Origin of the sequence: Pseudoalteromonas shioyasakiensis (assembly GCF_024518675.1) — a bacterium.
Classification (GTDB): domain Bacteria; phylum Pseudomonadota; class Gammaproteobacteria; order Enterobacterales; family Alteromonadaceae; genus Pseudoalteromonas; species Pseudoalteromonas shioyasakiensis_B.
On record NZ_JANIGL010000001.1, the window covers coordinates 153,217 to 166,857 of the forward strand.

At 40.5% G+C, this 13,641-nt stretch carries 10 protein-coding genes; 6 read left to right on the top strand and 4 right to left on the bottom strand.

All coding sequences use genetic code 11. The features are described 5' to 3' along the window. Nucleotides 1–5: 5 nt before the first annotated feature. Complete coding sequence (locus NQT69_RS00670) at nt 6–854, bottom strand: helix-turn-helix transcriptional regulator (protein WP_248442144.1); 849 nt, start codon at nt 852–854, stop codon at nt 6–8. A 104-nt stretch (nt 855–958) separates the two neighbouring features. On the opposite strand from NQT69_RS00670, the gene NQT69_RS00675 reads away from it, so the two are divergent. Then, on the top strand, nt 959–1,777 hold the full coding sequence (locus NQT69_RS00675; protein WP_256825806.1) for a hypothetical protein: 819 nt from the start codon (nt 959–961) through the stop codon (nt 1,775–1,777). A 60-nt stretch (nt 1,778–1,837) separates the two neighbouring features. Here NQT69_RS00675 and NQT69_RS00680 read toward each other — a convergent pair whose 3' ends face one another. The 3 genes from NQT69_RS00680 to NQT69_RS00690 all read right to left on the bottom strand — a co-directional run bounded on the left by NQT69_RS00680 (nt 1,838) and on the right by NQT69_RS00690 (nt 6,223). Further along, a complete protein-coding gene (locus NQT69_RS00680; RefSeq protein WP_256825807.1) occupies nt 1,838–4,189 on the bottom strand; it encodes a beta-galactosidase in 2,352 nt (783 codons plus the stop codon). Nucleotides 4,190–4,275: 86 nt separating this feature from the next. Next, complete coding sequence (locus NQT69_RS00685; RefSeq protein ID WP_256825808.1) at nt 4,276–5,385, bottom strand: 6-bladed beta-propeller; 1,110 nt, start codon at nt 5,383–5,385, stop codon at nt 4,276–4,278. 76 nt (nt 5,386–5,461) lie between these two features. Further along, the gene (locus tag NQT69_RS00690) at nt 5,462–6,223 is read right to left on the bottom strand and encodes a phytanoyl-CoA dioxygenase family protein (RefSeq protein WP_256825809.1); all 762 of its coding nucleotides are present in this window, start codon (nt 6,221–6,223) and stop codon (nt 5,462–5,464) included. 234 nt (nt 6,224–6,457) lie between these two features. Here NQT69_RS00690 and NQT69_RS00695 point away from each other — a divergent pair, with 234 nt between their 5' ends. The 5 genes from NQT69_RS00695 to NQT69_RS00715 all read left to right on the top strand — a co-directional run bounded on the left by NQT69_RS00695 (nt 6,458) and on the right by NQT69_RS00715 (nt 13,496). After that, nucleotides 6,458–7,228, top strand: a complete 771-nt coding sequence (locus tag NQT69_RS00695) for an IclR family transcriptional regulator (RefSeq protein ID WP_256825810.1) — start codon at nt 6,458–6,460, stop codon at nt 7,226–7,228. Nucleotides 7,229–7,534: 306 nt separating this feature from the next. After that, on the top strand, nt 7,535–10,306 hold the full coding sequence (locus tag NQT69_RS00700; protein WP_256825811.1) for a TonB-dependent receptor: 2,772 nt from the start codon (nt 7,535–7,537) through the stop codon (nt 10,304–10,306). A gap of 75 nt (nt 10,307–10,381) precedes the next feature. Continuing rightward, complete coding sequence (locus NQT69_RS00705) at nt 10,382–11,950, top strand: tryptophan halogenase family protein (protein ID WP_256825812.1); 1,569 nt, start codon at nt 10,382–10,384, stop codon at nt 11,948–11,950. A 21-nt stretch (nt 11,951–11,971) separates the two neighbouring features. Continuing rightward, nucleotides 11,972–12,691, top strand: coding sequence for a SapC family protein (locus tag NQT69_RS00710; RefSeq protein ID WP_256825813.1), 720 nt, complete (start codon nt 11,972–11,974; stop codon nt 12,689–12,691). Nucleotides 12,692–13,286: 595 nt separating this feature from the next. After that, on the top strand, nt 13,287–13,496 hold the full coding sequence (locus NQT69_RS00715) for a hypothetical protein (RefSeq protein WP_004586969.1): 210 nt from the start codon (nt 13,287–13,289) through the stop codon (nt 13,494–13,496). Nucleotides 13,497–13,641: the final 145 nt, after the last annotated feature.

The following is a 13,641-nucleotide window of genomic DNA, read 5'->3' on the forward strand; positions in this document are numbered from 1 at the left end:
GCTTATTAGCGCAGTTGTTGACGATACTGTAGCGGCGTGACTTTGAAGTGAAACTTAAACTGTTTAATGAAGTAGGAGGGACTGGAAAAGCCTAAATCATAAGCAATATCGGTGACTGATATATCAGTTTGACCCAATAATCGCGCAGCGTTATATAACTTATGTTGAATAAGGTAATCGGAGTAGGGAACACGAAAGTGTTTTTTAAAAACCCGAGAAAAATACGACGGCGATAAATGACACATATCAGCGGCTTGCTCTAACGAAACGTTAATACCGTTATGGGTCTTCAATTGTTCAATAATCGGCGTTAACTTTTTAAAGCTTGCTAAACCAGAGCGCGGTTTATTGAGCGTTGCCGCGCCATTTTTACCGTACTCGCAAACGAGTGTTATAAGGCTATTAAACAACTGCTTACAGGTTTTGCTTTTAGGGTTTTGGTTGTATTCGCTTAGCATCCAGGCTAATAAGCAGTGCAGCCTTTGTTGTATTTCGACACAGAAACTAAGGTGCATTCCCGATTTAAGCAGCTCGGTAAATTCGTTTAAAGCCGGGTCATTTAGTTGCTCAGGCATAAATTGCACTATATACCAAGATTTAGACCGCGGGTTTAACTCAAAGTCATGGGTTTCCATAGCTGGTGTAAATACGGCCTCATAATCAGATAGCTTTGACTCGCCCTGATGATAGAAATAAGTGCCATCGATGCGCTCAAAAAAGATGAATTCATGGACCTGATGAAAGTGCATAAAACAGGAATAAGCATCATGCTGCAAGTAACTGACATGATGAATTTCAAAATCGTAGCCATCCTTTATGGTAAATGGCTCGCAATAGATTGCAGGTTTAGACATATGGTTTATTGTTAACAAAACTTAGTTAAAGTGTATCGCGCCTTATTAAAAGCTGCAATGTCTGATAAGCCAAATTGAATATTAGATACCCTAAAGGAGAAAATATGGAATTAAAGTTTTTATGCCCTTACTGGGGTTGTGAAGGAATAGCCGCAGAGCAGTTTGTTGCCCGCGTACTCGCTGCGGGTTTTGATGGGGCTGAAATTAACTTCCCTGATGACGATGAGTTTATTGCAACCATTAAACGTGCAGCTCGTGAAGATAACTTTGTTGTGGTTGCTCAACAGTGGCTGGCTGCTAAAGCAGAATCGTTTGCACAGTACCGAGCTAGGTTTAATGCGCGACTACGCTTTCTTGCTGCACTTAACCCTGTGTTTATAAATTCACATACAGGGAAAGACTTTTATAGTTTTGCGCAAAACAGCTTATTAGTAAAAGATGCGTTAGCGTTAGAACGTACTTTAGCAGTGACCATTACGCACGAGACTCACAGAGGGCGCTTTAACTATGCCGCTTTTGCTACTGAGCCTTACCTTCAACAATTTCCAGAGCTAAAATTAAATGCTGACTTCTCCCATTGGACTAATGTAAGTGAAAGTTTGCTTGAAGAGCAACAAGATGCCCTATTAGCAGCGCAACAGCAGAGCTACTATATTCACGCAAGAGTCGGGCATACTCAATCCGCGCAAGTAAATGATCCCTTTAGTAGCCAATGGCGAGAAACATTAAATCTGTATGTACAATGGTGGCAAACGATTATCGACTTAGCAAAAGCACGAGGTCAGCAAACATTTTATATTTGCCCAGAGTTTGGTCCTTGGCCTTATATGCCGAATGAACTCAATTCTAATAAACCAATAACAGAGCAATGGCAACTGAATGTTGCTATGAAAGATTACCTAAAGCAGCACTTGGTTGTGTAACTAGAGGGTATATTTTATAACCGGCTTTAATTAAAAAAGCCGGTTATATCAGCGTTTGTACTATTTACCGTAGCGTTTTTCGTACATGGTCGATGTGACGTCTTTTACCGCCTCAATCATTTTAGGATAAGGAATATCGGTGCCCGTGACAAAGCCGATATTGGCATTTTCACCATCAAAGGCTCGCCCAGATACCGGTTCATCAACATACTGAAACCAATGCGCGCCTACCATATAAGGTTTTTCGAGAACGCTTTGCATGTATTTTTTATACATGGCTGCACGGTCAGTTTGATTCGCTGCATGGACAATGCCTGGGTTGAACAAGCCAGAGTCGGTTGCAGTTCCGATATGAAACTCGCCAATAACAACGGGTAAATCGACATCTTCTAAAAATTGCCAATAATGATCTTGCATGCCTTCTTCGTAAATATTAAAGCTTAAAACATCTGAGTATTTTACAGAGGCTTTAATAATTTCATCGGGCATACCCCAATTAGCCATACGAGCGCCCATATATAAGTGATTAGGGAGCTTTTTAGCTAAGGTGCCATTAACCACTTTAAAGTATTGCTCGCCGAGCATTTCTAGCATTTTAGAAATATCAGCTATTTGTGCATCGCTGTAAGTGGTAAATGTTACGCCCTTATCGAGCTCATCCCAGTTAGCGATATCACTTTGCCATGCTTTATTTAATGCAGTAATTGAGCTGTATTTTTGTTTAAGGTGCGTAGTAAAAGCATGCTTAGCAGGGCTATTAGCTGCATTTTTAGAAAGTGCATCGAGTATGATCCCATAACGCTTTTCAACACTGCCTTCACGCTCGCCCCAACTTTTCTCGTTATCTATAAAAATACCGATACACCAAGGCGATGCTTTAATTTTTTGTGCTATTGCATCGATTGTTATTTCGGCGCGTTTTTTAAATTCAGGGTCGTATACGTCAGGCATTAAACCCCAGTGGTTGGTGTGGCCAGAAAGGGTTTTAAAATCACCAATAATCCAACCGTTAGCAAAATAGGGCACCGATTCTTTACCATAAAAAGCTGGGTCGACCCAGTTACCAAACGATGTAAACCCCCAATCCTTCATGCGGTCAAGTGTTACATCATGCCATTTATCTATGTACGATTTAGGTGATGTTTCGCCGTAGCGACGTTGTAAATTTGCACGATAAAAGCTATATGTTTCGCCATGTGCCACAGGGCCTTTATGGGTTGAGCGTCGGTAGCTGTAATGCTGGCTCAGTGGCTCATTGTAATCCGGCAGCCATTGGAACATATTATGACGCAGCTCAGAAGTAATAAAGCGGCTCTGGCGAGCTTGCTCTGAGACTTTTACAATGCCCATAGAATCTTCGGGGGTGATTTCATCACTGCTGCGATTACGTACTGAGTCGTCTTTAAAGTCTACCCCGGTAATTGTTGTTAGGTTAGCCATACGGACATTAGCGGGACCATGAGAGAAAAATAAATACCCGTCAGGGTCGACCATCCACCATTTACCGTCTACTTTTTCAGTTCTGAAATAGCCTGTAGCCTCTAACTTAGGACCATTGGCGTAACCACCAAATCGTGAACGGTCGCTCATGCCTTTGGATTTTGCAAGTTCAGCTAGTTCAATATCAGCCAAACGTTTAAGCTGCTCATCTGAGGTGATTGTCAGTGCATTGGTTTGTTTACTGTATTGACCATATTTGTCGATGATATTAACCATCCAATTTGGATCAGACGGTGGGTTTTCTCTTAGTTTGATATCGCCAATTAATATTGACTTATCTTCTAACACGCCGATAGTGAACAGGTTCATTGCGCTAATTTTAGTAAAGTCGCCACCATCATCACGCCAAGAGCGCCACACCATTAAGCGATCTTTTGTTTGCCAAGGTGGCGCATCTCCCCACATACCGGCATTTGTTTGTGCTTCTTTGCCAGCTAAAGGAAAATACACCGTCCCTTGGTAATTAGCAGGTAAACTCACTGAGCGACTTTGTAGTTTACCGTGTGGGTTTTCTAATGACAGGTAAACATGTATAGAGTCTGAGCTGGTGTTTTGTACATCAAATGCCAAATTATAGTTATTATATGCTGACACATCCCACGGGCTCGGTGGAGCTATTTTTAGCTCAGAAATATTTCCCTCAGCTGAAAAATTTAACGCTAATTGTTTATTATTTGCGGACTCAATCAGTTGATGAGATGTATGACTATCAAAAAGCCAACTTTGCTGTTGTTGATCTGAAAAATCAACCAGCTTGGTCAGTGTTTCTACCTCAGTAAATGGGTCTGCTTGTGAGATAACTGATGGCTCTTGCACAGGCGCTTTATGTGTATCGCTGCAACCATTGGCAAACACACAGGCTAAGCTTAGCGCAATTAAATTAAGTGTCATTGAAGGGCGAGGTGTTGTCATTATAGTTTGATCCTGTTGTAAACTAGAATGAATAACATACGATCATTGTTAACAATAAACAATGATCGTATTCATATTTATCACTTTTAATTCTGTTTTATTAACTTCATTGGGTAGCTGTTGGACGAATTCCATTGGCCAACATATAAATTGTCATCTTGATCCACACAAATACAGTGCACATGATTAAATACTTGCCAATCAGTTTGCATCGGTTGTAGTTGACCGTCCTGATAAACAGGTTGTGGTGCACCCACGTTAGCGATGATTTTATTTGTTTCGTCAAAAATACTAATAAAACCTGAATCATCGGCATTGCAATTATCAACGTGTGACCAACACACCGGCGCATAAAAAACGGATCCCTTGAATACGGGACCACCAATGTAGGCGCCATTAGCACTGATTGTTTTAAGGTATTGGCCATCTAAAGAAAATACTTTTAAACATTGCTCAAACCGAGAGCTTACGAGCAAAGTCGGGTTATTTTCATCACGTAAGTCAATTTCAATCCCGTGCGTATTTTGTAAGTTGTAGTGACTATCGCTGTTATCGTGTCCTCCCCAGTGTTTTATATAGCGGCCTTGTTTATCAAAATGAAGTAAAAAGTCGCTACCGTAGCCGTCGGTTACATACAAATCGCCATTCGGGGCAATGGCGATATCAGTAGGGCGAAAAGGTTGCTCAGGTGAATAAGCGCCATAAGTTTGTGGGTGGCCAATTGTGTAAATGAGCTTGCCGTCTAGGGTCATTTTGGCAATAAAACCAGCTTGTGGTATTACATTGTTGGTAGGGCTGTCCCATTGTTCTTTGCTGTGACCATCCCAATGTCGGTTAACGACCCAGCCACTATCGACAACATATAAATACTCTTGCTCGCCTTCTTGCACAATTTTAATGGCATGGCCACCTGGGAACAGGGTACCAAATGCATCCAGTAACTCACCTTGTTGTGAGTAAACTAAAATGTTATTGCGCGTGTTATCAGTGATCATAAAAATACGCCCTTGCGAGTCCATCACCATGGCGTGACAATTTTCGATGGGGTAGTCTTCGGAATCTAATTTACCCCAGTGCGCATCTATCTTGTATTGGTAGTTACCATGACCCACTATTTTGCCATGTGGGTCTTGTCCGTTTTTTGGTATTGCGTGAGCAATTTGTTGTTTTTGTTGTAAAGTTAACTGTTGGATCATTGTAATTTCCAAATAAAAAAACCAACTCAAAGTAAGGGCTAACAATCTTTGAGTTGGTTTGGCTAGAAAAGGGTGGCTATCCTGGGTGATTTAAAATCGCATCATCATCAACCCGATCGAGAGGGTAGTAAATCGCTTCATTTTCTTTAAATGATTGATTGCTGACGGCGTTATAGGCACAAATCATTGACCAACGTGGCTCAGACGCTCTATTTTGGTTAGATTTATGTAGCAAATTACAGTGGAAAAACAACACATCGCCAGGCTCAAGCTCAACGTTAACCAGCTCATGATATTTCATGGCCTCTTCGACAAACTCTAAGCACGCGCCTTTTTGATCGCCAGTTTTACTGTGATCTAAACGCCCTAAATGATGAGAGCCTTTTAAAACTTGTAAGCAGCCATTTTCAATCGTTGCTTTATTAATCGCCACCATACAACTGATAGCTTTAGGGTAAAGCATATAGTTATCACGATGCCAGTAACCAAAGTCTTGGTGCCATTCCCAAGCACCGCCTACAAAGGGTTCTTTCATCATAATTTTGGTGCTGGTATGGTAAACCTCTTCACCGATGAGGGTTTCACAGACATCAACTAAACGACGGCCACGGGAAAACATACTGTAAAAATCATCACCGGTTTTTTGCCACAAACACACTTTACTTACTGCACCATCGGCATCTTTTTTATGCCATGCTCGCTCGTATAGCGAATCATCATTAAAGGCGGTGTGCTGTAAGCGGGCAATTTCTTGTTCGTCGTAATAGCCTTTTGCAATAACGTAGCCGTCTCGATGAAAGTCAGCAATTTGTTGTGGTGTGAGTTGTCTGTTGTTCATAACTGGGTGTCCCGTTAGTGACTATTTGTTGTAAATTGTTGACAATGATGTATCGATTTATTTAACCGGTCAAGCTGTAATTTATATGAAAATATGGTATTTATATATGAATGGCGGTGAAATTAATTAACTAATTGTTTCTACATAAATTCACTGTAAATACAGTAGAAAAATTATTTTTTAATTCATATATGAAGATGGCAAATTGATTCATTCTTGCGCTGATGGTGGCTTATGAACACAAAAGTAAAAAATAAATACGCTGTTCCCGCGTTAGATAAAGGTCTCGATATCCTTGAATATTTGGCGCACAAGGGCAGTGCATGTTCACAAAGTGAAATAGCGGCTGGGCTTGATCGCAGTGCAAATGAAATTTATCGGGTTTTGGTAGGCTTAGAGTCTAGAGGTTATTTAATTCGGGATGAGTTTTCTGGCCGGTATAGCTTATCTTTAAAGCTTTATAACTTATCCCGTTCTATTTCACCTATAGATCAAGTGCGCCAATGTGCTATTCCATATATGGAAGACCTAGCAGTCAGTTTAGGGCAATCATGCTATTTAACTATGCTATATCAAAGCCAAGCTATGACGGTGGTACAAGCTCGCAGTCACAGTGCAATGCACTTAAGCATTGCAGAAGGATCATTATTTAAGCTAAGTAAATCAACGGCGGGTCAATTATTATTAGCAAATAGTAATGAACAAGTTCGTGGCATGTTGATTGAACATGATGCAAGTTATAGTACGTTAAAATCTAAAGCGCTAAGCCAGTTGCAATATGAACTCGATGTTATTTGTACACAAGGCCACCTTGTACAGAGTAACCCTTTGATCACCGGTGTCGATGATTTTTCTGTGCTGATTGGTAAACCACAGGCAAAATTGATAGCTGCACTAACTATTTCATCTTTTGATGCAGAATTAACATCAGCAGTGAATGCCCAAGCAATGGTCGTAGAGCTTAAAAGTACCGCAAGCAAGATCACTGCTTTACTAAACAATTAAACTGATGAGGGAATTTACCGAGTAAATTGCTTGCGCTTTATTCCCCTGCATTCGAAACACCATTAAAAACCATGCTAATTTAGTTAGTTACCAATACTAACTCCCCATTTTTAAATCACCTATACAGTACTGTTAGTTTAAGTTGCCAGCGTAGTTGTAAAATTTTTGTTCGATTTAATTTGACTTAACAAGCTGTGTTCTATTATTGTAAAGTTAATTGTTAACAATATTTTGATAACAATTAGGGCTAACCAAAATAAAATCATTACTGGCAACGTCGGCTAAACACAATATTTAGGTGTAAAAATGATAAATACAAAATTTAAGTTAAACGCAATTTGTATCGCTATGTTGGTGTCAACACCACTGGCTTATGCAGAGCAAGAAAATACAACTGATATAAATAATGATGTAGAAGTTATTCAGGTTACGGGGATCCGTAGTGCATTGAGTAAATCAGCATCCATCAAGCAGGATTCATCAGGGGTAGTTGATGCTATTTCAGCAGAAGACATAGGTAAATTACCAGATACAAATTTAGCTGAGTCATTACAGCGTATCAGTGGCGTATCAATTGATAGAGCCAACAATGAAGGTAACCAAGTGACAGTGCGTGGCTTTGGCCCGAGCTTTAACTTAGTGACGCTAAATGGTCGTCAGATGCCAAATTCTTCAGTCATTCAAGAAAAGGGTGTCTCACGTAGCTTTAACTTTAGAGAGATTGCTGCAGAGAGTGTCTCAGGCGTATCAGTTTATAAAACAGGTAAAGCGAATGTCGCATCTGGTGGCATTGGTGCCACGATTGATATCAACACTGCCAAACCGTTTGACTATGATGGCTTTAAAGCGTTTGCCAATGTAAAAGCAATTAATGATACCAGCTCTGAAAAATCAAGTGTAACACCCGAAGTCTCAGGTATGATCAGCCAAACGTTTGCAGATGATATGTTTGGTGTGCTGTTGTCTGTTTCACATTCTGAGCGTGAAAGTGGTCGTGAACGTGTGGGTACATCACAAGGTTGGGTGAAAAATCGCGCCAACCCTGATGGCGTTGATAGCAGTGCTATTGATACTTCAGTCAACCCTACGGGTACGTACTGGGTGCCGTGGACACCAGAAATGGAGCGTTTTGAAACTGAACGTACCCGTGATAATGCGCAATTAGTGTTACAGTTTGCACCTACAGATAACATTGTTGCCACACTTGATTATACTCTATCGCGCTTTGAAGAGGTCAGTGAAACGAATAAAATGTCTTTTTGGTTTGATAATCCAGGTGGTACGGCAGATCAAAATGGTACTGTGGTCGATATTACTAACCCAAATGATGAATTGAATTTTTGGGCATGGGAATTATACGAGAAAAAAGAAAACGATTCTTTAGGTTTAAATTTAGCTTGGCAAGCAACAGATTCACTAAAATTAAGTTTTGACGCGCACGATTCAACATCACATTCTAATCCTGATGGTAACACGGCTGAAACCATCGCCAACCTGAAAAACATTCCTGGTTCAGTTGCCATGATAGGGGCTAATTTCTCTACCGAAGTACCTAGTATCACCATTGATGATTCGACTTTACCCGGCGGTGCATACGCGCAAGAAAATATTGTATCTGATTTATACCAGCGCCGTGGTTATGAGATGGAAAATAATATCAAGCAATATCATGCCAGCGGTATGTGGGAAAACTTAGAAAGTGGGGCTATATCGGCAATTCATTTTGGCGCAATGTATACCGATTATCAGATTGATACCTATTTGTCTGAGCAATTTTCATTTGTTGATATTCCATTAGATAATTTAGGCATGACATTTGATGATGCGACAGGCTTTGCTGACGAGTTTTCAGGCTCGGACCAATTGTTCCCATATATGCCAAGGTATAGCGCTCAAGACTTTGTTGATATAGTTAGAGGTGAAGGGTTATTTAGAGAGCCAGATATTTCAACCAATGGTGTTCAAGAGCAAACCCTTGCATTTTATGTTTCGTTAGATGTAAACACCGAATTTAATAACATTCCTATCGATATGAATGTGGGTGTTCGTTATGAAAGCACAGATGTAACTGGTTATTCTGTAAAACCGGCAATTATTGCCCTTAATTATCGCCATGCTGAAGAACTTCGTCCTGTATATGCAGCTGAAGCAACACCGCAAGAGCTGGAAGGTGAATATACGCGTATCTTACCTAACCTTGATTTAAGCGCTGATTTAGATAATGGTTACAAAGCACGTTTTTCATATAGCCGAACGCTAGCCCGCGCAGGTATTGACGCTATGTTCCCGTCTACAACGATAAATGCACGCCCTGATGGTCCATACAATGCTTCACAAGGTAACCCAAATTTATTACCAATAACTTCCGATAACTTTGACTTCTCCTTTGAATGGTATGGTAACGATGGCAGTTATGCATCGGTAGGCTACTTTAAAAAGTTTGTTGAAAACTTTATTGGTGCTGGTGTAGTACAAGGTACGTTAGATGATATAAACGGTGATCCGCTGCGCGATCCGAGTGTAAACCCGCGACCTGGTTGTCCAGATAGTTCTGATACACCTAACCCTGCTTGTATGAGCCAGCCGTCAGATCCAATTGTAACATTTGATATTTCTACACCTGATAACTTGCAAAACCGTGAAGTTGATGGTTGGGAGTTAAACGGTCAATACATGATTGAAGATACTGGCTTTGGTGTGGTTGCTAACTATACCTTAGTTAATAGTGATGAAGAGTTTGAACCCTATAACTTTGATCAAACGATTGCTCTGGCGGGCTTGAGTGACTCAGGTAATTTGGTTGGCTTTTATGAGAATGATGATTTTCAAGTTCGTCTTGCATATAACTGGCGCGACGAGTTCTTACTTTCGCTTGGCACAGAGCCTACGTTTACTGAAGCCTATGGTCAGCTAGACTTTAACTTTAATTACACCATTAATGAATCGTACTCAGTTAATTTTGATGCGCTGAACTTGACTGACGAAACAGTTCGTCGCCATGGTCGCTTTAGCGAACAGTTGATCTCTGCTGAGCAATATGGTCCACGTTATAGCATAGGTTTCACTGCTAAGTGGTAATAAGCTAAGTTTAAAGAGCAAGGCACTGCTACTCTTGCTCTTTTTATTGGTTATATAGCAATAATAGAGGTTGCTATGAATGACACATTAAAATCAATTGTAATAGTCGGTGGTGGAACCGCTGGTTGGTTAAGTGCGGGGATTATTGCAGCCTATTTAAAAAAACATCACAGTCTTAATTACCACATTACATTAGTTGAATCAGCTGATATAGCAACGGTTGGCGTTGGTGAGGGCACATGGCCCACCATGCGACGTACATTACAAAATATGGGCGTTGATGAAGCCGATTTTATCAACCAATGTAATGTGTCGTTTAAGCAAGGCGCAAAATTTTCAAAATGGCATACAGGTAAAGAAAACGACTTTTATTACCATCCACTGATGATGCCGCAAGGCTTTAATGACACAGATTTATCCTCTGCGTGGTTTAACTTACACACGCAACCAAATGGGCAACTACAACCCAGCTTTGCCAATTACGTATGCCCCCAACAGGCATTATGCGAACATAATCTCGCACCCAAATTAATTACAACCGCACAATATAGTGCTGTTGCCAATTATGCCTATCATTTAGATGCAGGGCTATTTGCTACTTTCTTAAAAAACCACTGTGTTAATAAACTTAATGTAACGCATGTAGTCAGTACGATTGAAGCGGTAAATAATCATAAAAATGGTGATATAGCCTCATTGAGTTTGGACAACAACACGACGTTGGCTGGTGATCTATTTATTGATTGCAGCGGTTTTAAATCATTACTACTGGGTGATAATCTCAAAGTCGGGTTTAAATCATGTAAAGATGTATTATTTGCTGATAGCGCGCTGGCTGTGCATGTTCCTTATGATGAAAATCAACCCATCAACTCTCATACTATTTCTACTGCACAAAGCGCTGGTTGGATTTGGGACATTGGCCTACAAACGCGCCGTGGAGTAGGACATGTGTATTCCAGCCGTCATATCAGTGAGCAAGAGGCAAAAAACCAGCTATGTGACTATTTAAATATAGCCCAGCAAGATAGAGCTTCACTCGCAGTTAAAAAAATTACTTTTGAGCCAGGACACAGAGAAAAGTTTTGGCACAAAAACTGTGTGGCTATTGGTTTGTCGGCTGGATTTTTAGAGCCATTAGAGGCGTCGGCCTTATTGCTGGTGGAAATATCCGCTAACTTCATTGCTGAGCAATTACCAGCAAACCGGCAAGTTATGGATATCACAGCGGCGCGATTTAATCGTACCTTTAGCTACCGTTGGCAGCGAATTATCGACTTTTTAAAACTGCATTATATGCTCAGCAAACGCACCGACAGCAAGTTTTGGCTGCAACATTGCGCCGCTCAAAGTATTCCAGAAAGTTTGCAAGATAGCCTCGCAATTTGGCAAACACATGTCCCTAATGACAGCCACTTTGACTATTCTGTTGAGGTTTTTCCCGCCGCAAGCTACCAATATGTTTTGTATGGCATGGGCTTTAAAACCGCGATTACACATTATGGTAATAATCCACACTACCATAAAAAAGCGCACAGTTTAGTAATTAAAAATGCCAAAGATACGGCCTTATTAGTTAATAAATTACCGGGTAATCGGACATTATTAGATCAAATAAAACAGTTTGGTTTAGCAGCAATTTAGCGCATTTAAATGAGCAACTTTATGATGACAAACGCAACATTATTAGATAAAAAAACACACGCAAACTTATACATAAACAATGCGCCAAGTGCTGAATTTGGTGACAATATTAATTACATTCCCATAGTGGCTGATGAGCTAAAACAGCTAGTGCTAGATTACCCTGTTTATTTTATGAAAAACCCACAGACAGGCCAGTTTGAACTGTTTGTTTTAACCGGCTTTACAGCAGGAGAGAACCTATTTTTGCAGCAAGGACGTTGGCGAGCACAATACATTCCGCTGCACATTAAGCGCCAACCGTTTAAATTAGGCCTGCGTGATAATTCGCTTACAGAGGCTACAGATAACGATTTAGCTGTTCTGATCGACCAGGAACATCCGCGAGTAAACAGCGACACCGGTGAGCGGATTTTTGATCAGCAAGGAGAGCCCACAGCTTACTTAAATGCTGTTTGTGAGCAGTTAATGACATTAATGCACGGTAATAAGCGCACTAGCGCGTTTATTACAACCTTGCTAGAGCATGAACTGCTAGAAGCCGTACAACTGAGCCTGACTCAACATGGCGAAAAGCAAACGTATAATGGCTTATACGCCATTAACGAACAGGCATTGGCGCAGCTTGATATACAAGCACTTAAGTCATTACACGAAATGAGATATCTCCAAGCCTGTTATATGATCATCGCTTCAACAGGTCATATACAGAAGTTATTAAACTGGAAGAGCGAACTTTAAAATTACAGATGTAATAGGCCGTTTTGAGTGATAACCAGTCATTGAGATTGGATAAATATCATCGTTAATAGATTGGTCAAACTGCTCTTTGCGCATATATTCATGGAAATGAGCGACGCGCGCATATTGTTCTATTTAATAACTTTACTTTAAAGCTTAAAAAAACTTATTGGTAGTAATGCTTTAGGTTATTTGTTAAAACTATATAATAAGGTAGATAAATGAGCGTTAAGTCGGCAGAAATATGCGCGACGAGCGCACTATAAAATTGTTAAATGGCTCAAGAAGCTAAAAAATTATTAATGATTTATCCAGCCGGTAATCAGTATTAATCGGCAGTCAGCCACAGGGATTGTGCGTATTTCAAACGCATCATGTTCGTTCCTGTCGCACTGTCAAAACTCTGGTAATATCGGTTAAATATTATTGCGCTAGCATTGGCTCATTCTAATAGTTTGGCTACGCTTGCGCTTCGCATAGTGGTTGCCGTTGTGTCTGCACGTCGCCACTTAACAAAACCATTAATGCGACCGCCTTACGCTCCGCTTCAGTTGGCGCATTATGGTGGCGTTATGTGTACAAGGACAATTGAGCATTGGAAAACACTCCAGAATATCCTATTTGCATCGTTTATGAGGACGAAACAGAAAATGTTGTGTTAGCTAACGCAATGGAGGTTATGACTCACCTCGAATGGTTTGACTCTGATGATCCTGAATCTTGTGCTCAAGTAACAGATGCAAAAAATAAAGCTGTTAGCCTTAAAGTTGAAGCTCTGGAAATTATAGAGCTAAAGTACACATAACAAGGCAAATTAAAAAGGGCGGACAAAAACCAGTTGGCTTTGTTCGTGCCTCACAAACTATAGCCAACTAATTTTTGCCGTTTATTTGCGGCGTTATACGGCATCAAATCTATACCGAGTTGAATTTCCAAGTTACCTGTAAAGG

What these genes read in the sequence shown, in the direction of transcription:
- NQT69_RS00690 (WP_256825809.1), bottom strand. Translation starts at nt 6,223, where the DNA reads ATGAACAACAGACAACTCACACCACAACAAATTGCTGACTTTCATCGA.
- NQT69_RS00685 (WP_256825808.1), bottom strand. Translation starts at nt 5,385, where the DNA reads ATGATCCAACAGTTAACTTTACAACAAAAACAACAAATTGCTCACGCA.
- NQT69_RS00710 (WP_256825813.1), top strand. Translation starts at nt 11,972, where the DNA reads ATGATGACAAACGCAACATTATTAGATAAAAAAACACACGCAAACTTA.
- NQT69_RS00695 (WP_256825810.1), top strand. Translation starts at nt 6,458, where the DNA reads ATGAACACAAAAGTAAAAAATAAATACGCTGTTCCCGCGTTAGATAAA.
- NQT69_RS00675 (WP_256825806.1), top strand. Translation starts at nt 959, where the DNA reads ATGGAATTAAAGTTTTTATGCCCTTACTGGGGTTGTGAAGGAATAGCC.
- NQT69_RS00670 (WP_248442144.1), bottom strand. Translation starts at nt 854, where the DNA reads ATGTCTAAACCTGCAATCTATTGCGAGCCATTTACCATAAAGGATGGC.
- NQT69_RS00680 (WP_256825807.1), bottom strand. Translation starts at nt 4,189, where the DNA reads ATGACAACACCTCGCCCTTCAATGACACTTAATTTAATTGCGCTAAGC.
- NQT69_RS00700 (WP_256825811.1), top strand. Translation starts at nt 7,535, where the DNA reads ATGATAAATACAAAATTTAAGTTAAACGCAATTTGTATCGCTATGTTG.
- NQT69_RS00705 (WP_256825812.1), top strand. Translation starts at nt 10,382, where the DNA reads ATGAATGACACATTAAAATCAATTGTAATAGTCGGTGGTGGAACCGCT.